We start from the raw sequence: 19,687 nt of genomic DNA, 5'->3' as shown, positions 1-19,687 counted from the left end.
CATGCACGGACCCGACTGGCAGCCGGACATCCTCGGCGACGGCTACGCCCAGACCACTCTCGACCTGGGCGGCGACCCGGACGGCGAGGGCCCGGTCACCGCGGTGCTGGTGCGCCGCGAGCCACGGGCCGACGAGGACGTGCGCGGCGCGATGCTGTACGTGCACGGCTTCTCGGACTACTTCTTCCAGACGGCGCTGGCCGACTTCGCCGCCGCCCGCGGCCTCGCCTTCTACGCGCTGGACCTGCGCAAGTGCGGCCGCGCGCGCCGTCCCGGCCAGACCGCGCACTATGTCTCCGATCTCGCCCTGTACGACGCCGAGTTGGAGCGCTCGCTGGCGGTCGTCGCCGCCGCGCACCCCGACCTGCCGGTCGTCCTGATGGCCCACTCCACCGGCGGCCTGGTGCTGCCGCTGTGGCTGGACCGCCGCCGCGCGGCCGGCCGCGTCGCGCCCGTCACGGGGCTGATCCTCAACAGCCCGTGGTTCGACCTTCAGGGCAAGGCCTTCCAGCGCGGCCCGCTGACGCAGGCGCTGCGCGTGCTGGCCCGGGTGGCGCCGATGCGCCCGCTGAAGCTGCCGCCGAGCACCGTCTACGGCGACTCGGTGTACGCCGGGCGCAAGGGCGAGTGGGACTTCGACACCGAGCTGAAACCGCTCACGGGCTTCCCCGTCACCCACGGCTGGCTGAACGCGGTCCGCCGCGGCCACGCCCGCCTGCACCGGGGCCTGGACGTCGGCGTGCCCTCGCTGGTGCTGCGCTCGGACAGCAGCCACTGGGCCTCCACCTGGTCCGAGCAGGCCAACCGCGCCGACACCGTCCTCGACGTCGACCAGATCGCCCGCTGGTCCGGCTGCCTCGGCCACGAGACCACCGTCGTCCCGATCCCGGGCGCCCGCCACGACGTCGTCCTCTCCGACCTCGACGCCCGCGAGCACGCCTACGCGGAGATGGCCTCGTGGCTCGACCGCCGGCAGGGAGCCGCGTCCGCCACGCCCCCCGGCTCCGCCGAGGAGGAGCCGGTCGTCACGCCCTGAGGCTGCTTCACCCTGCCGACGCCCCGCGGGGTTTTCTCCGACGGCAGCGACCTGACGACTCCGGTCGTCAGGTCGCGGGCGTGTGGAACCGGGGCGAGTGATCAGCTCACAGCTGTTGCGGCTTCTGCTTCGGCGTCGGGACGACAGGGTGGAGCTGGTCCTTGATCAGCGCTCGAAGACGTTCCGGGTGGCGGGTCGGCACCACCCACGTGTCGCCGACTCTGGGCTGGAGACGGCGGCTGAGGTGCGGGTCACTGGGATCCGTGTAGTTCGAAAAGAACAGGGCGGACCGGAACGTGGGCACGGTTGCCACAGCAGGGTCGATGCGTACCACCAGCGCCGACCGCATGAGCGGGGAAACCAGCACGCCCGCCATGCACCAGACCATGGTCTTCGGCTTCGCCCACCGGTTGCTGAGCGTGTAGTACTCGGGTGACGTGCGCAGACGCCTCACCTGGCCAGGATCGGTGACCACGAACATCTCGCGGACGCCCGACCAGGGACACGAGAACACCGCCCAGTTCTGGTGCGTGACAGTCGGGTTCCGGCGTTCCGCCCCCTTCGAGGCGACCGCCCCGATCCGGACGCCCCGCTCGTCCACCCTGATGCCGGTCGCCCAGTTCCGGTACAGCAACGAGATGTTGACCATGCAGAAGACCGGAGCGAAGGCCGCGTACACGAACCAGTTCGAGCCGGCCGTGAAACCGAGGACCAGGCACAGGACGAACAGAGCGACGGGTCCGTAGAGACCCATGGCCAGCAGGCGAAGATCCAGCGCGCAGTGGTCTTCCGCGTAGGCGAAGTGTTCAGGTCGATCCATCCTCGACGTCCCCCCGTCCGTCTGGCGCCCGTCGCCGAAAGCAGGCGAGGGCGGTGAGGCAGTATCAGAATCGCCGAGCACGGTGCGCCGGGGCAATCCTCCGGAGGCAGGCAACCCTGGACGACTGCGTGTGAAGCGAAGGACCTGTGTGCACGGTGACGTGGCCCCTCCGGTGTGGGTCTGCACAGCGAGCCCGCTGTGCTCCTGCCGGAGACGACCGTATGGCCGTCGGCCCGGCCCGACGCCGCCTGTGGGCGGGGCCGGGCCGGGCCGACGGGTCGTGACGTGGAGCGGGCTCAGGCCTGGGTGAAGGAGCCCAGGTAGGCGGCGGCCGCGTCCGGGGTGAAGAACCAGTTGGGGAAGTCCGACGGGTTGTCGAAGCCGTTGGCGAAGCGGTCGGCCACGGGCTGGATCTGACCGGCCGCACCGATCAGGTTGAGCACGTGCTCCGGCGGCGGGGCCAGCATCGCGTTGGTCCAGGCCGTGACGTCGCCCGCGGCGCTCGCCCAGAAGGACTCGAAGGTCTGCTCCATGAAGGCGCGGTCGAAGGGGCCGTCGCCGTGGGCGCGGATCGCGTCCAGGTAGTGGGCGGCGCACTTGGACGCCGTGTTGGAGCCCTGGCCGGTGATCGGGTCGTTGGCGACGACGACGTCGGCGACGCCCATCACCACGCCGCCGCCGGGCAGTTCGCCCACGGGCCTGCGGACGGTGGGGGCGTAGCGGCCGGCCAGGGTGGCGCGCGCGTCGGTGAGCTCGACGCCGCGGGCGCGCTCGTACTCCCACGGGGTGTACGTGCGCATCAGGTCCAGCGTGCGGTTCAGGTGCTCCTCGGGCTCCAGGGCCGGCTCGAAGACGTCGAGCGGGCCGCCGGGTATGCCCTCCCAGAAGAGGATGTCGCACGGGCCGGAGAGGGTGTAGGCGGGGATCACGAACAACTCGCCGACGCCGGGCACCAGGTTGCAGCGCACGGCCGGGAAGTCGTGCTCCGGGCGCGGACCGAGGCCGTGCACGTAGGAGACGGCCAGCGAGCGCTGCGGCGCGCTGTACGGGGAGCGCTCCGGGTCGCGGGCGAACATGGAGACCAGCTCACCCTTGCCCGCGGCGACCAGGGTCAGGTCGTAGCCGCGGACGAGGTAGTCGAGGTCGGAGACGGTGACGCCGTTGACGACGACCTTGCCGCCGCGCTGGGCGAACAGCTCCAGCCAGCCGGGCATCTTGACGCGCTGGTCGACGGACTGGGCGAAGCCGTCGAGGTGGCCGACCCAGTCGATGACGCGGGCGGCCTCGGGGCCGCTGACCGAGACGCCCAGGCCCAGGGCCTTGGGGGCGTCCGCCTCCCACAGGTTGATGCCCAGGTCGCGCTCGTGGGCGAGCGAGGTGCGGAACATGCACTGGGTCGACATCACCCGGCCGGCGCGGACCTCGTCCGGGGTGCGGTCGGTCATCACCGTGACGTCGTGGCCGTCGTTCTGCAGGCCGAGGGCGATCTGCAGGCCGGCCTGGCCGGCGCCGACGACGAGTATTCTCGCCAAGTTGTGCTCCAGGTGTCGATGGTTCCGCGATGGTGGGTCAGATGTCCGTGACGGAGAGGGTGTGCTGCACCAGCGCCGCCAGCGTCTGCGCCGAGGAGGCGCGGGAGCGGGCGTCGCAGTGCAGCAGCGGCACGCCGTCGTGGAGGCTGAGGGCGTCCCTGATGTCGGCCTCCTGGTACAGCGGGGCCCCGTCGAACTCGTTGACGGCCACGATGAAGGGCAGGCCGCTGCTCTCGAAGTAGTCGACCGCGGGGAAGGCGTCCGCGAGCCGGCGGGTGTCGACCAGGACCACCGCGCCGACGGCGCCGCGGGCGAGGTCGTCCCACATGAACCAGAAGCGCCGCTGGCCGGGCGCGCCGAAGAGGTAGAGGATCAGGTCGTCGGCGATGCGCAGGCGGCCGAAGTCCATGGCCACGGTGGTGGTGGTCTTGCCGCTGTCGGGTGCGAGCTCGTCGGTGCTGCTGCCGGCGTCCGTCATGATCGCCTCGGTGCGCAACGGCGTGATCTCGGAGACCGAGCCGACCATGGTGGTCTTGCCGACGCCGAAGCCGCCCGCGATCACGATCTTCGCGGAGGTGACCGGCAGCTCGGTCAGCGGTATGCCGGGGGTGGCCACCGCGCCGCCGGGTGCGCCGACGCCCTGTGCGCCGACCCGGGGCGCGACGTCGGTGCGGGTGTCAGGCCAGGTCACGGAGGCCTCCGAGGATTCTTTCGAGCACCACGCGGTTGGGGCGGCCGGGAACGCCGATCGGCGAGCCGGAGGAGCCCATGGCGACGGTCCCGCCGTGGACGCGCATCCGGCCGGCGTCGATGAGGTCGCTGACCCAGACGCGGACCACGCCCAGCGGCAGTCTCAGCAGGGCGGAGACCTCGGCGATGGACCGCATCTGACCCTCGCACAGGGCGCAGATGCGCTCCAGCTCGGGCATCGTGGACGCGGCCTGCGCCTGCCACGCGGGGTACGCCGACCCCTGCTCGACGGCCGAGATCAGGGTCTCGACCAGGAGCACCTGGCCGAAGCGGGTCCGGCCGCCGGTCAACGCGTAGGGACGCACGCGGAGCGAGCGCGCGGGGACAGTCACCGGATCGCCTCCTGGACCTCTGAGATCTCTGAGCGGACGTGCGGGGTCAGCACATGGCCGGCCTGGTCGACGAGCCGGGCCATCTGGAAGGCCGCCACGCTCAGGTCGCAGTCGGCGGCGGTGTAGGCGGCGAGGCAGGCCGTCCGGTCCACGGCCATGAGGATGAGCGTGCCCTCGTCGAGGGTGACCACGGTCCGCTTGAGCTGCCCGTAGTCCAGCAGCGCCGTCAGACCGCCGGCCAGTCCGTTGATGCCGGCGACGAAGGTCGCCAGCTCCTCGGCGGGGCAGTTCTCGTCGACGGCGACCAGGGGCAGTCCGTCGGTGGAGACCAGCGCCAGCGCGCGCAGACCTGCCGTGCCCATGAGCACGTCTCCGAGCAGCCAGCGCAGCCGCAGCTGCGGGTTCGCCTGGGTCATGCCTTCTCGTCCTCCTTGCGCGGGGCTGCGGCCGCGCGCAGTCCGTTCTGGAAGCCGCCGAGGCGGCGTCGGAGCTCGTCGGCGGCGGAACCGGCGCTCTGCGGCCGGGCGGTGGTCGCAGCCTCCGGGCCGGGGGCGGGGTCGGTGATCTGTGCCAGCTGGCCGCTCTCGCCGGGGACGCGCTTGGGCAGCGTGGCAGCGGGGGCCCGGACCGCCGTCCGGACGCCCCCGGCCGGCTGCGGGACGGCGGCGAGGCCGGGGCCGCGCGGGCGGCCCGCGACCGGGGTCGGTGTGGCGGACGCCGGGACGGGGATACCGGCCGGGAGCTGCTGCGTGGAGGCGACCGGAGCCTCCGTCAGCAGCCCGGCGGGCAGGGCGACCAGGGCGGTGGTGCCGTCGCCGCTGGCGCTGGCGCGCAGCTGGACGCGCAGGCCGAGGCGGCGCGCGAGCAGGGTGACCACGCGCAGGCCGAGGGAGCGGCCGGTGCCGTGGCCGACCTGGCGGCCGTCGCCCTGCTCGGCCAGCGCGGCGTTGGCCTGACGCATCATCGTGTCGGTCATGCCGATGCCGCGGTCGGCGACGGACACCATGACCTCGCCGCTGTCGAGGTGCCAGGCGGTGACGGTGACGGCCTCGGTCGGCGGGGAGAAGGCGGTCCCGTTGTCCAGCAGCTCGGCCAGGACGTGGCTGAGGTCGTCGGCCACCTCGGGCCGGACGAAGACCTGCGGAAGCGCCGTCAGGTGGACGCGCTCGTACCGCTCGATCTCGGACAGGGCGGCGCGCAGCACGTCCAGCAGCGCGGCGGGCGCGCCGGGCCGGCCGGCCCGGTGCTGCTCGGCCCCGGCGAGCAGCAGCATGTTCTCGCTGTTGCGGCGCATCCGGGTGGCCAGGTGGTCGAGTCCGTAGAGCTGCTCCAGCCGGACGGAGTCGGATTCCATCTCCTCCAGGCCCTCCAGACTGCCGAGCTGGCGCTCCACCAGGGCGAGGGAGCGCAGCGCGAGGTTGGCGAGTACCTCGCCGCCCTCGCTGCGGCTGCGCCGCAGCTCCTCGGCGGCGTCCTCGAGCTCCTGCGTCATCCGTGCGTTGTGCTGCTGCGCCGTCCCGAAGGCGCGTTCCAGGTCGTCATAAGCGCGGCGCAGCCCGTCCATCGCGGAGTTGCGGGCGGCCAGCTCGCGCCGGTTGGTTCTGCGGGTCCGCAGCTGCCAGGCCAGGAGCACCAGCAGAAGGAACACGGCAGCGCCGCCGGCTATGGCCTCAGGGGTGTTCGGTGTGGACACGTATCCCCACTGTTCGGCGCAGCAGCATGCGCGTTGGAAGCAAGCACAACTAATGACACGTCCATCACATCACACGGGCGATTCCGGATTCCACCCCGGACGCCTGACTGGTAATCAGTTGTGCATGATTGGAGGTGTTTTGGTGTCGGACGGAGTCGCGTTGCACGTGTCCGCACTCTGGACTGCTATGTTCGTCCGGCAAGAGCCGGAATCCCGCCGTCGGCCGGGCCAGGACCGCCTGCCGTTGACGCGCCGACAGGCGGTGGGTGGGGCGGGAGTCCTCACCTTCGCGCATCGTCAGGCGGCCGTGGCCCGCCCACGGTAGGCCCTCCAGCACGCGAGGCAACGGCCGGACTGCGCCAGGTCGGCCCAGGCGACCAGCGGACCCGTCTCGCCGACCGGCGACAGCAGCAGCCCGCACAGGCCCGTGACCCGGCCGCGGCGGACCACGTGCCAGCGGCGCCGGTTCGGGGCCAGCTCTCCGGGGTGGTGTTCCGCCATGAGTTCGTAAGGGCTCATCCGATCGCCTCCACCCGACCGGTCCCGGGCCGCGACACCTCGAACCAGACCGCCTTACCCGCGGGCCGGGCCTCGCTCCCCCACCGGCACGCCAGCGCCTGCACGACGCGCAGCCCGTGGCCGCCGGGCCGGGATGCGGTCGTGAGCGGCCGCAGCCGCGGGGGCTGCGGGCTCGCGTCGACGACCTCGACGCGCAGCCGCCGCCCCGCGTCCGAGACCGTCAGCTCGACCGGTCCCCCGGCGTGCTGACAGGCGTTCGTGACCAGCTCGGAGGTCATCAGCACCACGTCCTCGACCAGCGCGCGCCGGTCCGCGACCGCAGCGTCGAAGACAGGGTCGGCGAGCGCAGGGTGGGCGAGCGCATCGTCGTCGGCCCCGACGTCGAGCCAGCTGCGCGCGCTCAGAGCGCCGCGTACGAAGTCACGACAGCGCCCGACCGGGCCGGAAGCGCCCGTCAACACCAGTCGGTCCACGACCACCCGTTCCACCGTGCCCCGCCTCCTTACGCAGTCCGCCGCACGTCGCCTCGCTGGCTCGTGCCCGCCTGCCCTCAGCCCGCCGGCCATCAGCCCGCTGCGCGGGCCTGCGCCACGGTCCGGTACCGGGGGAACAGGGAGTCCGCCCCGGTGATCTCGAAGATCCGGGCCACCACCGGGGCCAGGCCCACCAGGACGATCGCCGCCCCGCGCACGTTGGCCCGCGCCCTCGCGTCCAGCAGCACGCTGAGCCCGGTGGAGTCGCAGAATCCGAGGGAGGAGCAGTCCACCAGCACGCGCGTGGACCCGGCCCCCTCGCACCGCCTGAGCTCGGCCCGCAGGGCCGGCGCGGTGTCGTGGTCGAGTTCCCCGCGCAGCCGCAGCACGCACTCGCCCGCGCCCGGGTCGTGCGTCACCGTGAAGCGGTCGCCGCCCGTCTCCGGCTGCCATGTTTCGGGGGGCTGCGACGGGCTCATGTCCCCACGCTCCCGCCCGCACTCCCGCGGCCGCCGATGTCGCGTCGCCGGCCCCAGCGCAGCCGTCGCAGGCGGTGCGGCCGCATCGTCCGCAGTCGCTGGTCGAGGACATGGTCCTCACGCAGTGTCTCCTCGATGCCGGTGAGCGCCTGCTGCTCGCGCTCGGAGAGTCCTGGGCCGTGCCTGGCCTCCACGACGCACCTCCTCGCTGCGCGTGCCGGTGCCGTGTCCGTGTCGACGCGCGTCTGCCCAGCGGGCCGCGAGGCATGCAGCCCGGCGGCGGCTTTCCGGAACGCGCCAGTCCTCCGGGAACACGGCGGTTCCCAAGAACACGGAGACGGCTGCATCCGCGCCGCCCGAGTGGAACGATGAATGGTGGGCCAAGCTCTGACGCCCAGGCCCGCCGAGCAGGCCGGCGGTCCGCGCGAGTGGTGGAGAGGCGGGTATGCAGGTTCCCTCGTCACCTGATCCGACAGGCCGGGTTCCCTCCCAGGGCAACGACGAACGCGGCGACGGCGAGCGCGCGGAGGAGGGGCTGCGCCAGCTGCTGGCAGGCCTCACCGCCGTCCGCGACGGCGACTTCTCGGCCCGCCTGTCGCCCGGCGCCGACGGGCTGGCCGACGGGCTGCTGGGCGAGATCGCCCAGGTGTTCAACGGCATGCTCGACCAGCTGACCCTGGTCACCTCCGAGGTGACCCGCGTCGCCCAGGAGGTCGGCGGCCAGGGCCGCCTCGGCGGTCAGTCCCAGGTGCCCGGTGTGAACGGGGCCTGGCGGGAGCTGACCGACTCCGTCAACGGCATGGCCCGCAACCTCACCGACCAGGTGCGCAACATCGCCCAGGTCACCACGGCGGTGGCCAAGGGCGACCTGACGCAGAAGATCGAGGTCGACGCGCTCGGGGAGATCCTCGCCCTGAAGAACACCGTCAACACGATGGTCGACCAGCTCTCCGCCTTCGCCGACGAGGTCACCCGCGTCGCCCGCGAGGTCGGCACCGAGGGCCGGCTCGGCGGGCAGGCGCGGGTGCCTGGGGTGGCCGGGACCTGGCGGGACCTGACCGACAACGTCAACTTCATGGCCGGGAACCTGACCAGCCAGGTGCGGGCCATCGCCCAGGTCGCCGGGGCCGTCGCGGGCGGCGACCTGACCCAGAAGATCGCCGTCGACGCGCGCGGGGAGATCCTGGAGCTGAAGGAGACCATCAACACGATGGTCGACCAACTGTCCGCCTTCGCCGACGAGGTCACCCGCGTGGCCCGCGAGGTCGGCACCGAGGGCAAGCTCGGCGGCCAGGCGACGGTCCGCGGCGTGGGCGGCACCTGGAAGGACCTGACCGACAACGTCAACGTGATGGCGTCCAACCTGACCGGCCAGGTCCGCTCGATCGCGCAGGTCGCCCAGGCGGTCGAGCGCGGCGACCTGTCCCGGAAGATCTCCGTCGAGGCCCGCGGCGAGGTCGCCGCGCTCGCGGACGCCATCAACACCATGGTCGACATGCTCTCCGCCTTCGCCGACGAGGTCACCCGCGTCGCCGGGGAGGTCGGCACCGAGGGCGTGCTGGGCGGCCAGGCCCGCGTTCCCAACGTGGCCGGCACGTGGAAGGACCTGACCGACAACGTCAACTCGATGGCGACGAACCTGACCAACCAGGTCCGCAACATCGCCCAGGTGACCACCGCCGTCGCGCGCGGCGATCTGACCCGCAAGATCGACGTCGATGCACGTGGTGAGATCCTGCAGCTCAAGACCACCATCAACACGATGGTCGACCAGCTGTCCTCGTTCGCCGCCGAGGTGACCCGCGTCGCCCGCGAGGTCGGCACCGAGGGCCAGCTCGGCGGCCAGGCCGAGGTGGAGGGCGTCTCCGGCACCTGGAAGCGGCTCACGGAGAACGTCAACGAGCTGGCCGGGAACCTCACCCGGCAGGTGCGCGCCATCGCCGAGGTCACCAGCGCCGTCGCTGAGGGCGACCTGACCCGCTCGATCACTGTCGAGGCGCCCGGCGAGGTCGGGGAGCTCAAGGACAACATCAACGCCATGGTGCAATCGCTGCGCGAGACCACCCGCCTCAACCTCGAGCAGGACTGGCTCAAGTCCAACCTGGCCCGCGTTTCGGCCCTGATGCAGGGGCCGCGCAACCTGGCCGCCATCGCCGAGCTGGTGCTCGACGAGCTGACGCCGCTGGTCGATGCCCAGTACGGCGCGTTCTACCTGGCGCGGGAGACCGCCGACGGGACGCGGCTGATCCGCGTCGGCGCCTACGGCGCACCGGAGGGGCAGAAGCTCAGCTACCGCATCGGCGAGTCCCTGGTCGGCCAGTGCGCCCGCAGCCGCCGCACGCTGATGGTCGAGAACCTGCCGGACGGCTACCTCACCATCGCCTCCGGAGCCGGCAGCGCCGCCCCCGCCTCGCTCCTGCTGTTGCCCATCGCCACCGAGGAGCAGCTGCTCGGCGTCCTCGAACTCGCCTCACTGCACCCCTTCGCGCAGGTCCACCGGGACTTCCTGAACCAGGTGACCGAGGCGCTCGGGGTCAACGTCGGCTCGCTCCTGTCCAGCGTCCGCACCGACGAGCTGCTCGCCGAGTCGCAGCGGCTGACCGCCGAGCTTCAGGAGCGGCAGCAGGAGCTGCAGCGCTCCAACGCCGAACTCCAGCAGCAGGCGGGCCTGCTCGCGGACCGCAACGCGGACATCGAGGCGAAGAACCTGGAGATCGAACTGGCCCGGCAGGAGCTGGAGGAGCGCGCCCAGCAGCTGTCCACGGCGTCGATGTACAAGTCGGAGTTCCTGGCCAACATGAGCCACGAGCTGCGCACGCCGCTCAACAGCCTGCTGGTCCTCGCGCAGCTGCTGGCGCAGAACCCCGGCGGCAACCTGACGGAGAAGCAGGTCGGCTACGCCACGGTGATCCACTCCGCGGGGTCGGACCTGCTGGAGCTCATCAACGACATCCTCGACCTGTCCAAGGTCGAGGCGGGCAAGCTCGACGTGAGCCCGGAACGGTTCGCGCTGCGGCCGCTGCTGGACTCGCTGGAGAACACCTTCCGGCCGCTGACCACCGACAAGGCCCTGGAGTTCCGCGTCAGCACCGGCCCGGACCTGCCTGCCGATCTGGTCAACGACGAGCAGCGGCTGCGGCAGGTGCTGCGGAACCTGCTGTCCAACGCGGTCAAGTTCACCGAGACCGGCAGCGTGGAGCTGCGGGTCGAGACGGTTCCCGTGGAGGTGCTGCCGCGCGAGCTCGCGGGGCGGGCGCCGGTGGTGGCCTTCCGGGTGGAGGACACCGGGATCGGCATCGCCCAGGAGCACCTCGGCTCGATCTTCGGGGCCTTCCAGCAGGCGGACGGCACCACGTCCCGCCGCTACGGCGGGACGGGCCTCGGCCTGTCGATCAGCCGCCAGATCTCGCATCTGCTGGGCGGCGTCATCCGGGCGGAGAGCACCCTCGGCCAGGGCAGCACCTTCACCCTGCTGCTGCCGGTCCGCTCCCCCGACGCCCCCGCCCCGGCCCCCGGCGAACAGGCCGCCGATCCGGCCGCCTCCGAGCGGGAGGCCCGGCTGGGCGACGACCTCCAGGGCCGGGTGGCGCTGGTGGTGGACGACGACGAGCGCAACGTCGTCGCGCTCTCCGGCGTGCTGGAGCTGCACGGCGCCCGGGTCGTCCGCGCGGCCAACGGGCAGGAGGGCGTCGACATGCTCCAGGACCGCAACGACGTCGACGTGGTGCTGATGGACCTGATGATGCCCGGTCTGGACGGCTACGAGGCCACCCGACGCATCCGGGCGATGCCGCGCTTCGTCGACCTGCCCATCATCGCGGTCACCGCGAAGGCGATGCCCGGCGACCGCGACGAGATCCTGGCCGCCGGCGCCACCGACTACCTGGTCAAACCCGTCGACTCGAACGAGCTGCTCGACCGCGTGCACCGCCATCTGCGCTGAGCTTCGCCCGGTCGTCGGGCAGTGGTCACCGCCCCGTGGCCACCGGTGAGCCGCGGGGCGGTGCGCTCTGCTTCTCACCCGGATCCGCCGCCTCAAACACGGCTTCGACCAGAAACGTGTGCGACGGGTGTTCCGGGGCAGTAGCCCGGGAACACCGAGGACGTCGATCGGAGGTCGCGACCATGACGTATCACAGCGAGGTGCGCATCACCGAGGAACGCGTCAGCGACGCGGTCCGGGTCCTGGCCCCGACCACGGACGAGGAATCGTTCGCCACCGCCCAGGGCTGTGCGAACCAGCATCTCTTCGCGGAGCTCCAGGGACGCTGGGTGCAGGAACGGCCCATGCCGTACCGGGTCGAGGTCCGCGTCTGGGACGGCGAGGCGGCCGGGTCCCCGGCGGCGACGGCGGCGTGGGACGAGGACCACGGCATCCTGCAGCGCAGCGCCCCGGCCGGATGAGTGGGCCGGGCTCCGCCGTGAGCTGTGACAGGAGACAGGCATGGCTCCGGAAGAGCCGGGTAGACGCTCGCGCGATGCGACGCGTGAACGGGTGAGAGGAGCGACGGGGGTGAACGCCCACAGCCATCGGGCTTCCGACCGGGCCGGCGACGACTCCTTGGACGCCGCAGCACGGCGGCTTCGGGAGGAGATGGATTCCGCCCTGCGCCACCTGCGGGAGAAGGCGTGGACCTGGCCCTCGTTGGAGGGTCCGGACCACGGTCCCTTCGACGACGCGGGCGGCGGGGCGCCACAGGGCGAGTGAGGCCGGACCGCTCGGTCCGGCCGCGCCGACAGCCGCTCAGTCGAGCCGGACCAGCACCAGGCTGGCGTCGTCGTCGGTGTCGCCGACAGCCGTCGCCACGAGCGCGTCCGCCTGGGCCTCCAGGTCGGAGCCCGGCTCCAGAGCCTCGACGGAGTGGGCGAGCAGCGCGAGGGCGTCGTCGAGGGAGGCATGACGACGCTCGATCAGTCCGTCGGTGAAGAGCAGCAGCAGGTCGCCCGAGTGCAGGGCCATCCGTGACTCCGCGTAGTGGGTCTGCGCTACGGCGCCGAGCAGCAGGTTGGGCGCGGACTCGAGCAGCCGGGCCCGGCCGTCGCGCAGCAGGAGCGCGGGCAGGTGGCCGGCGCTGGTCCAGTGCAGCGACCGGTCGGCAGGGTCGTAGTGGGCGAACAGGGCCGTGGCCGTCGGACGGCCGCTGGTGCGCAGCGCCACCTCGTTGAGGGTGTGCATCAGAGGGCCGGGCTCGTCGCCGGAGCAGGCCAGCCCGCGCAGGGCGTTGCGGAGCGCGACCATGCCGGTCGCCGCGTCGATGCCGTGGCCGGCGACGTCGCCCACCGCGATCATCACCCGTCCGTCGGGCAGGCTCAGCACGTCGTACCAGTCGCCGCCGACCCGGTACTCCTCCGCCGCGGGCCGGTAGCGGGCGGCGACCTGCAGGCCGTCGAAGGCCCCGAGGTCCGACTGCTCGGGGACGATCGCCTGCTGCAGCTGGAGCGCAAGACGGTGGCGGATCGCCGCCTGCTCCTGCACCGAGCCGAGGGCGTCGAACGTGGCGGCGAGCGCCGCCTGCGTCTGATGCTGCTGGGAGACGTCCTGGAAGAAGCCGGTCAGGCCGGTCAGGGTGCCGTGGGTGAGCAGCGGCTCGGCGATCAGCCGGACATGCCGCACCCCGCCGTCGGGCCGCGGCACCCGCAGCACCCCGCTCACGCCTTCGAGTCGCCTGGTCAGCGCCTCCAGCATGTGTGTCAGCACGCTCCGGTCGTCGGCGACGAGCAGGCCGGCGATCCGCTCCAGCGAGACGGGCTCCGCGTCGTGGGGCAGGCCGAGCAGCGGCGCGACCTGCTCGCTCCACTGGGTGATGCCGCGCGCGGTGTCGTCCTCGAAGGCGGCGAGGGAGCCGAGGCGGCCCGCCCGCTTGAGGACGGAGAAGGTGTGGTCGCGGCCCTCGGGATGCCACAGAACGACGCAGCGGTCGGACGACACCGCGAGCACCCGGACGTTGAGCATCGGCGGCACCGTGGCGCCGTCGCGCTGCCGCACCGTCGGCAGTCGCTCGGCGCGTCTGACGGCCCCCTGCCGGTACGCGTCGGCGACCAGCGCGGACAGGTCGTCGGCCGTGGCCGGCAGGACGTGTGCCAGCGGGCGGCCGACCGGCCTCGGCACGCCGCTGCTCATCCGGTGTGCGGCCGCGTTCATGTGCTCGACGTAGAGCGGCGGCTCCTCGCCGTCGACCGCGCCCTTGCTGCGACGCAGGGTCATGGCCGGCTCCGCCAGCAGGTCGAGGGCGGCGGACAGCACCGGCAGCGTGGCTCCCGGATCGGTGAGGTGCTCGAAACCGGCGAGCACGCGGGCCAGCACCTCCAGCAGGCTGACGACCCGGCGCCGCAGCTCGAGGTCCAGCTCCCGCGGCTCGCACCAGGTGAGCAGGGCCACCCCCGCCGAACGGCCCTCGAACCGCAGCGGCAGCAGGGCACGCGCCGCCTCGCGGTCGGGTCCCGGCAGCTCGCGTGCGTCGGCGACGCCCCCCGGCAGCCAGCGCGGGGCCTCGTCCGAGAGCACCTGCTGCGGCAGCGCCCGCCACTGCGGCGGGATCTGCGCCCACTGCGCACGCTCGAGGGGCGAGAACCCCGCCGCGGCGACGAGACGCAGGCAGTCGCTGGCCGTGCGACGCCACAGCAGCAACCCGCGGACGCCGAGCGGCCGCAGCTCCTCGAGCACGGTCGCGGCGACCTCGTCCAGGTCGACACCGGCCTCGGCAGCGCTGGCGACCTGTCGTCGGACGCGGGGCCCGGGCAGCGCGGGTGTGCGCTGTCCGGGCTGCTCGACCTCCGCGCCGCAGGCGGCGTTGATGATGTCGGCGGCCAGATCCGCAGGGGTGAGCCCGGCGCCGGCCGCCAGCCGTTCGAGGGACTCGGCCGCGACCGAAGGCTCCACCGCCTGCTGGGCGACCAGCACACCGATGGCGACATCGAGCAGATGCCGGCCCTCAGTACGGGTGAGCTCCTCGGCGAGATCGAGAGAGGCCCTGATGGCGAGCCTGCCGACGTCTTCCGCGCCGGGTCCGTGCGGGGAACCGCCGTCCCGATCCATCGCGCCTCCTCCCCCTCCTCGGCTGGCCTGCGGCCTGCTCGCACGCGCTCCTTCCAGTCTCCTCCGCGTCTGCCCGGGCGACCCCTCCGTGGGTGCCCGGACACCACCGACGTGCGTTTGCCCGCGCCCGGCGCGGTCATGCGCAGGACGGGTCGCGAACTGACGAACATCCCGGAGTCCCGGATTCCCGCGGTCGCGAAGCCCCAAGCCCCGGAATCCCGGAGTCCCGAAAGGGGAGAGCCCATGGACGAGCCCGGTGTCGTCCTCTACCAGGAACCCGGATTCCGGGGCGCCTCGCGGCGGCTCGACGACACCGGACTGACCGCCTGGAGCCCGGCCGCGCTCGGCCTGGCCGCCGTCGGCTCGGTGCGGATCACTCCCGGCGGTCAGGTGTTCCGGGCGCAGCTGTACGACTGCGCGCCGGTCTACCTCCCGCCCGTGGAGGAGACGCGCGTCCACCGTCTCGACGTCACCGGCGACCTCGCCGACACGGGCGACTGGGCCGCCCGAACCCGCTACGTCACGGTTGCCGCCTGCGCGGCCGGGGACGCCGACTGGGGCTTCGGCCGGGTTCTGGCCGCGGGCGAACCGGCCCGCTACACCCTCGTCGAACGGCCGCCCTCGCGGTAGGGCCTGTGGGCTCAGGCCGCGTGACGCGCCGCCGCCTGCCGCACCTCCCACGCGCCCAGGGCCGAGCGCAGCCGCTCCACGACGGCCTGCGGATCGGAGACGGTCACGGCGATCCGTGCGAAGTCCGCCGGGGCCCGCAGGTCGACCTGCACGCACGGCCCGTGCTCGGGCCGCACCAGGATCAGGTCCCGTCCGCCGGGATGCCGCCACACGCCCTTCCACGCCACGTCGGGCACGTCCAGTCCGTGTTCGCGCCGCCCGCGCAGGCAGCGCCACGGCTCCGCGAGGACCTCGGCCTTCACCACGCAGGCCAGCGGCACCCGCAGCTTCCCGACCCGGGTCGCCAGCCTGTCCCGCAGGCCCGGGACGAGCACGAGCGCGTCGTCGTCGACCGTGAGCCGCGCCATCTCCTCACCACCGCCTCACCGACCTCGCCATACCCCTCCAGTCTGGCCGTTCAGGGGTACGACGTCAGGTCGGCGACGGTGCTGCCGCTGTTCACCGTCGCGCCGCTTCCGTTGACGATGTGGTCGATGGTGCCGGTGCCGCCGAGGGAGACGTCCATCGAGTCGTGGAGGGCGACGCCCGAGGTGCTCGGCACCTCGATGGCGTGGTCGGCGACCTCGCTCGGGTTGGCGTTGAAGTAGCAGTAGACGCCGAGGCCGTAGGCCTGGTGGTCGGTGACGCCGGGGGCGACCTCGTAGGAGGCCCAGCCGTCGCTGCTCCCGTTCATCCAGGAGGCCTGGTTCGGCGGGTCGTAGGGCATCTCGGACTGGTAGAAGTAGGTCCGGCCGCCGTTGCCGTTCCACCGCACCTGGTACTGCTGGTAGTGCTCGACGGCGAGCCCGTACATCGTCACGTCGTTGCCGTTGACGACCAGGCCGTTGTTCGCGGTGTTGCTGGTCCAGCCGACGCCGTTGCCGTGGTCCGCGCGCCACAGCCACAGGTCGTCGCCGATGGTGTTGTTCGCGTTGACCTGCAGCGTCTGGGTCGCCTTGCCGAGGGTCGCGCCGCCGACGCGGAAGTACACGTCGGAGAGCACGTTCGGGTCGGCCGCGTGGTCGGCGGAGGCGCCGGCCGGGCCGATCTGCATCAGCGAGGGCGAGTTGGCGGTGCCCGCGTCGACGACCAATCCGGCGATGCGAACGCCGCCCACGTCGTCGGTGCTGATCGCGGTCGCGCCGTTGTCCGCCACCAGCGTCGCGAGACCGAGACCGAGGACGACGGTGTCGGCGCGGGTGATGTGGAGCGTGGAGCTCAGCTGGTAGACGCCCGGGGTGAAGATGAGGTTCTTGCCCTGGGCCAGCGCCGCGTTCAGCGTCGTGGAGGTGTCCGACGGGGTGGCGATGTAGAAGGCACTGAGCGGCAGCGAGGTACCGGGCGGGGTCCGGCCGTTGCTCCAGTCCGTGCCGGTGGAGTCGCTGCGCGGGGCGGGCACGAAGACGTTGTAGTTGCCGGAGCCGTCGACGTAGAGGCTGGGCTTCTCCACGCTGGTCGGCGTCTGCCCGACGGTGGTGTCGGGCGGCTTGGGGAAGCTCTGCGCGGGCGCTCCGGTGTCGCCGACGAAGACCATGTTCCAGTTGGAGCCGGTCCAGCTGCCGAGCTCGTCGTTGCGGGAGAGCCACTGCTGCTGGCTGCCGGAGTTGACCTGCCCGTCGACCTTGGCGTCGCCCAGGAAGCCGCCGCTGGACCAGCCGCCGTTGTCGTCGAGGACGACGTTGCCCTGGATGTGCACCCGGCGCATCGGCGAGGCCTGCGAGACGGCCCACTCGGTGCTGCCGGAGCTGGGGTCGATGTCCAGGTTCTCCACGCCGCGCCAGAAGTTCTCGGTGGCGTTGCCGCCGTTCCACTGCGCGTCGGCGTGGACGCCGCCGCCGGTGATGGTCGTCGCGTCGGGCGACTGACCGAGCCCGAGGACCTGGGTGTAGAAGCCGACGTTGACGTTGACGTTGTAGCTGCCCGGCTTGAACAGCAGCGCGTAGCGGCTGGTGCCGAACTGGTTGGACTGCTGCTGGCTGTAGACGGAGTCCAGTTGGCTCTGGATGGTGGCAGCGGACATGGAGGGGTCGAAGACCAGCACGTTGGGGCCGAAGGGGTTGCTGCCCGACGTCGTCCCGGTGGGCAGGGTCCACTGTTGGTTTGCGTTGCCGGAGCAGGTCCAGATCTGGGTCTGGGTGCCGGGGGTGGTGGACCAGTTGGTGTCGTCCAGGCACTTGCCCGACTGGGGGTTCAGCAGGGAGCCGTTGGCCTGCGGCTGCCAGATCCTGGGCGCCGGTGCCGTTGCAGTCGTACAGGTCCACGGTCGTGCCGTCGGCGGTGCCGGCGGCGTTCACGTCCAGGCACTTGCCCAGCACCCGCCAGCGTCCCGTCCGAAGCCAGGAGTCCACTGCTGTGCGGCGGTCCCGTTGCACGTGTACACCTGCACCGGGTTGAAGTTCGCCGTCGAGGCGGACCGGTCGTCCAGACACAGACCCTGATACCCCGTCACCTGACCCGTCCCGCCCGGCGCGGCCGCGGCGGCGGGGTGCAGGGCGACGGCCCCGAGCGGGAGTTGGAGCAGGGCAGCGGCGGCCACGATCACGGGGCGGCGGCCGCGTGGACGCCCGCGGGAAGACAGCATGGCGAGACCTCTCGGTGGGGGTTGGTGGAAGCTCGCTGATTGAACTCTTGAAGTCATGGCAACGTCAATGCACGTGCAGAATTTGAGAGAACGCTCTCCTGTGATCAGAACTCGAAGACAGAGGTCAGACATGACGGATGTGCACATCCGACTCCTGGCCGCACAGTTCGTCAGGAAGGTTTACTAATGTTCTCTCTTGACGCCCTGTCATGACCTCTAGTTGACTCCCGTCGTCCGGCCGCTCCCCCACGTTCCGGCCCCACCCCACGGAGTCCCCATGCGTCTTCGGCATGCCTGCGCACCGTCCGCCGTACTGCTGACCGCCGCGTCAGCGATGCTGCTCGCCGCGCCGACGGCACACGCCGCGGCCAACCCCGGCCCCGGCTTCCCCGCCCACTACGCCGCGCCCTACGTGGAGACCTGGAACTCCCCGGGCGCCATCGCGGCGGCGGAGTCGGCGACGGGCCTGAAGTACTACACGCTCGCCTTCGTCATCAACGGCAACGGCAGCTGCAACGCCACCTTCAACGGCGACACCGCGATCAGCGACTCCGGCTGGACCGGCGCGGTCAACACGCTGCGTGCCTCGGGCGGGGACGCCATCGTCTCCTTCGGCGGCGCCTCCGGCACCGAACTCGCCGAGGCCTGCACCTCGGTGGCGTCCCTCCAGGCCCAGTACCAGCGCGTCGTCGACACGCTGAACCTGACCCGGATCGACCTGGACGTCGAAGGGGCCACCCTGGACGACACGGCCGCCAACGACCGCCGCAACCAAGCGCTGGCCAACCTCCAGTCGTACTACGCCTCGCAGGGCCGCACTCTCACCGTCGACTACACGCTGCCGGTCGACACCACCGGCCTGGAGTCCGACGCGCTCAGCCTGCTGAACAACGCCAAGAGCCACGGGGTGAACGTCAACCTGGTCAACATCATGACCATGGACTACGGCCCCAACGAGGAGATGGGTCAGGCGGCGATCAGCGCCGCGCAGGGCCTGCACAGCCAGCTCGGCCAGATCTGGACCGGCAAGAGCTCCGCCCAACTGTGGGCCATGGAGGGCAACACGCCGATGCTCGGCGTCAACGACTCCACCAACGAGGTCTTCACCACCGGCGACGCCTCCAGCCTGGAGAGCTTCGCCCAGGCCAACGGGATCCAGGAGCTCTCCTACTGGTCCCTCGGCCGCGACCAGGCCTGCGCCTCCGTCGGCACCTACTCCGACACGTGCAGCGGCACCCAGCAGAGCACGTACCAGTTCGCCTCCACCTTCAACGCCCTCACCGGCGGCTCCAGCGGTGGCGGCGGCAGCCACACCGGTCAGGTGACGGGGTATCAGGGTCTGTGTCTGGACGACCGGTCCGCCTCGACGGCGAACTTCAACCCGGTGCAGGTGTACACGTGCAACGGGACCGCCGCACAGCAGTGGACTCCTGGCTCGGACGGGACGCTGCGGGTGCTGGGCAAGTGCCTGGACGTGAACGCCGCCGGCACCGCCGACGGCACGACCGTGGACCTGTACGACTGCAACGGCACCGGCGCCCAGATCTGGCAGCCGCAGGCCAACGGCTCCCTGCTGAACCCCCAGTCGGGCAAGTGCCTGGACGACACCAACTGGTCCACCACCCCCGGCACCCAGACCCAGATCTGGACCTGCTCCGGCAACGCCAACCAACAGTGGACCCTGCCCAGCTGAATCCCCCGCTCCCCTTGTCGGGATCACAGCGGCACCGCATCGCTTCGTGCAAGACTTGGCAGGAACGGCCAGCT

General features: G+C 72.0%; 20 protein-coding genes and 1 pseudogene. 6 read left to right on the top strand and 15 right to left on the bottom strand.

The window, feature by feature from the left end:
- Window position 1: 1 nt before the first annotated feature.
- Window positions 2-1,036: an alpha/beta hydrolase gene (locus TR49_RS11215; protein ID WP_042380357.1), complete on the top strand. Its 1,035-nt coding sequence runs from the start codon at window positions 2-4 to the stop codon at window positions 1,034-1,036.
- 106 nt (window positions 1,037-1,142) lie between these two features.
- On the opposite strand, the gene TR49_RS11210 is transcribed toward TR49_RS11215, so the two are convergent.
- The 10 genes from TR49_RS11210 to TR49_RS11165 all read right to left on the bottom strand — a co-directional run bounded on the left by TR49_RS11210 (window position 1,143) and on the right by TR49_RS11165 (window position 7,828).
- The gene (locus TR49_RS11210; RefSeq protein WP_042380355.1) at window positions 1,143-1,856 is read right to left on the bottom strand and encodes a hypothetical protein; all 714 of its coding nucleotides are present in this window, start codon (window positions 1,854-1,856) and stop codon (window positions 1,143-1,145) included.
- Window positions 1,857-2,152: 296 nt separating this feature from the next.
- A complete protein-coding gene (locus TR49_RS11205; RefSeq protein WP_042380353.1) occupies window positions 2,153-3,388 on the bottom strand; it encodes a styrene monooxygenase/indole monooxygenase family protein in 1,236 nt (411 codons plus the stop codon).
- Window positions 3,389-3,425: 37 nt separating this feature from the next.
- Window positions 3,426-4,079: a GTP-binding protein gene (locus TR49_RS11200; protein WP_084724791.1), complete on the bottom strand. Its 654-nt coding sequence runs from the start codon at window positions 4,077-4,079 to the stop codon at window positions 3,426-3,428.
- Window positions 4,066-4,470: a DUF742 domain-containing protein gene (locus TR49_RS11195; RefSeq protein WP_042380350.1), complete on the bottom strand. Its 405-nt coding sequence runs from the start codon at window positions 4,468-4,470 to the stop codon at window positions 4,066-4,068. The genes TR49_RS11200 and TR49_RS11195 overlap by 14 nt, the downstream gene beginning before the upstream one ends.
- Window positions 4,467-4,886: a roadblock/LC7 domain-containing protein gene (locus TR49_RS11190; protein WP_042380348.1), complete on the bottom strand. Its 420-nt coding sequence runs from the start codon at window positions 4,884-4,886 to the stop codon at window positions 4,467-4,469. Before TR49_RS11190 ends, TR49_RS11195 begins: the two co-directional genes overlap by 4 nt.
- Window positions 4,883-6,163 carry a sensor histidine kinase gene (locus TR49_RS11185; RefSeq protein WP_152627199.1) on the bottom strand — a complete coding sequence of 427 codons (1,281 nt, stop codon included), beginning with the start codon at window positions 6,161-6,163 and terminating at the stop codon, window positions 4,883-4,885. Before TR49_RS11185 ends, TR49_RS11190 begins: the two co-directional genes overlap by 4 nt.
- A 297-nt stretch (window positions 6,164-6,460) precedes the next feature.
- Window positions 6,461-6,682 carry a hypothetical protein gene (locus TR49_RS11180; RefSeq protein WP_152627198.1) on the bottom strand — a complete coding sequence of 74 codons (222 nt, stop codon included), beginning with the start codon at window positions 6,680-6,682 and terminating at the stop codon, window positions 6,461-6,463.
- Window positions 6,679-7,170, bottom strand: a complete 492-nt coding sequence (locus tag TR49_RS11175; RefSeq protein ID WP_052434198.1) for an ATP-binding protein — start codon at window positions 7,168-7,170, stop codon at window positions 6,679-6,681. The genes TR49_RS11180 and TR49_RS11175 overlap by 4 nt, the downstream gene beginning before the upstream one ends.
- Before the next feature lie 77 nt (window positions 7,171-7,247).
- Window positions 7,248-7,634 carry an STAS domain-containing protein gene (locus tag TR49_RS11170; RefSeq protein WP_052434197.1) on the bottom strand — a complete coding sequence of 129 codons (387 nt, stop codon included), beginning with the start codon at window positions 7,632-7,634 and terminating at the stop codon, window positions 7,248-7,250.
- Entirely contained in the window at window positions 7,631-7,828 is a 198-nt protein-coding gene (locus TR49_RS11165; RefSeq protein WP_042380344.1) for a hypothetical protein, read from the bottom strand. The genes TR49_RS11170 and TR49_RS11165 overlap by 4 nt, the downstream gene beginning before the upstream one ends.
- Window positions 7,829-8,079: 251 nt before the next feature.
- Here TR49_RS11165 and TR49_RS11160 point away from each other — a divergent pair, with 251 nt between their 5' ends.
- From TR49_RS11160 to TR49_RS11150, 3 genes are all read left to right on the top strand, one after another.
- Window positions 8,080-11,577: a HAMP domain-containing protein gene (locus TR49_RS11160; protein ID WP_042380341.1), complete on the top strand. Its 3,498-nt coding sequence runs from the start codon at window positions 8,080-8,082 to the stop codon at window positions 11,575-11,577.
- 182 nt (window positions 11,578-11,759) lie between these two features.
- Window positions 11,760-12,038, top strand: coding sequence for a hypothetical protein (locus tag TR49_RS11155; protein ID WP_042380338.1), 279 nt, complete (start codon window positions 11,760-11,762; stop codon window positions 12,036-12,038).
- Window positions 12,039-12,147: 109 nt separating this feature from the next.
- Window positions 12,148-12,342, top strand: coding sequence for a hypothetical protein (locus TR49_RS11150; protein WP_042380335.1), 195 nt, complete (start codon window positions 12,148-12,150; stop codon window positions 12,340-12,342).
- A gap of 36 nt (window positions 12,343-12,378) precedes the next feature.
- Here TR49_RS11150 and TR49_RS11145 read toward each other — a convergent pair whose 3' ends face one another.
- Window positions 12,379-14,670, bottom strand: coding sequence for a PP2C family protein-serine/threonine phosphatase (locus TR49_RS11145; protein ID WP_052434196.1), 2,292 nt, complete (start codon window positions 14,668-14,670; stop codon window positions 12,379-12,381).
- 243 nt (window positions 14,671-14,913) lie between these two features.
- Here TR49_RS11145 and TR49_RS11140 point away from each other — a divergent pair, with 243 nt between their 5' ends.
- Window positions 14,914-15,300, top strand: coding sequence for a hypothetical protein (locus TR49_RS11140; RefSeq protein WP_042380332.1), 387 nt, complete (start codon window positions 14,914-14,916; stop codon window positions 15,298-15,300).
- 11 nt (window positions 15,301-15,311) lie between these two features.
- Here TR49_RS11140 and TR49_RS11135 read toward each other — a convergent pair whose 3' ends face one another.
- The 4 genes and pseudogenes from TR49_RS11135 to TR49_RS45455 all read right to left on the bottom strand — a co-directional run bounded on the left by TR49_RS11135 (window position 15,312) and on the right by TR49_RS45455 (window position 17,920).
- The gene (locus TR49_RS11135; RefSeq protein WP_042380329.1) at window positions 15,312-15,707 is read right to left on the bottom strand and encodes a hypothetical protein; all 396 of its coding nucleotides are present in this window, start codon (window positions 15,705-15,707) and stop codon (window positions 15,312-15,314) included.
- Between the two features lie 50 nt (window positions 15,708-15,757).
- Entirely contained in the window at window positions 15,758-17,359 is a 1,602-nt protein-coding gene (locus TR49_RS11130) for a pectate lyase-like domain-containing protein (protein ID WP_236653324.1), read from the bottom strand.
- 66 nt (window positions 17,360-17,425) lie between these two features.
- Window positions 17,426-17,533, bottom strand: a pseudogene (locus TR49_RS46375) (RICIN domain-containing protein); the annotation flags it as partial.
- A 96-nt stretch (window positions 17,534-17,629) separates the two neighbouring features.
- Window positions 17,630-17,920 carry a ricin-type beta-trefoil lectin domain protein gene (locus TR49_RS45455; protein ID WP_236653323.1) on the bottom strand — a complete coding sequence of 97 codons (291 nt, stop codon included), beginning with the start codon at window positions 17,918-17,920 and terminating at the stop codon, window positions 17,630-17,632.
- A 277-nt stretch (window positions 17,921-18,197) separates the two neighbouring features.
- Here TR49_RS45455 and TR49_RS11125 point away from each other — a divergent pair, with 277 nt between their 5' ends.
- Window positions 18,198-19,613 carry a chitinase gene (locus tag TR49_RS11125; protein WP_042380327.1) on the top strand — a complete coding sequence of 472 codons (1,416 nt, stop codon included), beginning with the start codon at window positions 18,198-18,200 and terminating at the stop codon, window positions 19,611-19,613.
- The last annotated feature ends 74 nt before the right edge of the window (window positions 19,614-19,687 follow it).

Origin of the sequence: Streptacidiphilus melanogenes (assembly GCF_000787835.1) — a bacterium.
In the GTDB taxonomy this organism is placed as follows: Bacteria; Actinomycetota; Actinomycetes; order Streptomycetales; family Streptomycetaceae; genus Streptacidiphilus; species Streptacidiphilus melanogenes.
This window is presented reverse-complemented; position numbering and strand designations above follow the sequence as displayed.

Bases quoted from the DNA above. Each gene is read 5' to 3' on its own strand.
- TR49_RS11215 (WP_042380357.1), top strand. From the start codon at position 2: ATGCACGGACCCGACTGGCAGCCGGACATCCTCGGCGACGGCTACGCC.
- TR49_RS11210 (WP_042380355.1), bottom strand. From the start codon at position 1,856: ATGGATCGACCTGAACACTTCGCCTACGCGGAAGACCACTGCGCGCTG.
- TR49_RS11190 (WP_042380348.1), bottom strand. From the start codon at position 4,886: ATGACCCAGGCGAACCCGCAGCTGCGGCTGCGCTGGCTGCTCGGAGAC.
- TR49_RS11180 (WP_152627198.1), bottom strand. From the start codon at position 6,682: ATGAGCCCTTACGAACTCATGGCGGAACACCACCCCGGAGAGCTGGCC.
- TR49_RS11170 (WP_052434197.1), bottom strand. From the start codon at position 7,634: ATGAGCCCGTCGCAGCCCCCCGAAACATGGCAGCCGGAGACGGGCGGC.
- TR49_RS11160 (WP_042380341.1), top strand. From the start codon at position 8,080: ATGCAGGTTCCCTCGTCACCTGATCCGACAGGCCGGGTTCCCTCCCAG.
- TR49_RS11155 (WP_042380338.1), top strand. From the start codon at position 11,760: ATGACGTATCACAGCGAGGTGCGCATCACCGAGGAACGCGTCAGCGAC.
- TR49_RS11145 (WP_052434196.1), bottom strand. From the start codon at position 14,670: ATGGATCGGGACGGCGGTTCCCCGCACGGACCCGGCGCGGAAGACGTC.
- TR49_RS11140 (WP_042380332.1), top strand. From the start codon at position 14,914: ATGGACGAGCCCGGTGTCGTCCTCTACCAGGAACCCGGATTCCGGGGC.
- TR49_RS11135 (WP_042380329.1), bottom strand. From the start codon at position 15,707: ATGGCGCGGCTCACGGTCGACGACGACGCGCTCGTGCTCGTCCCGGGC.
- TR49_RS11130 (WP_236653324.1), bottom strand. From the start codon at position 17,359: ATGTCCGCTGCCACCATCCAGAGCCAACTGGACTCCGTCTACAGCCAG.
- TR49_RS45455 (WP_236653323.1), bottom strand. From the start codon at position 17,920: ATGCTGTCTTCCCGCGGGCGTCCACGCGGCCGCCGCCCCGTGATCGTG.
- TR49_RS11125 (WP_042380327.1), top strand. From the start codon at position 18,198: ATGCGTCTTCGGCATGCCTGCGCACCGTCCGCCGTACTGCTGACCGCC.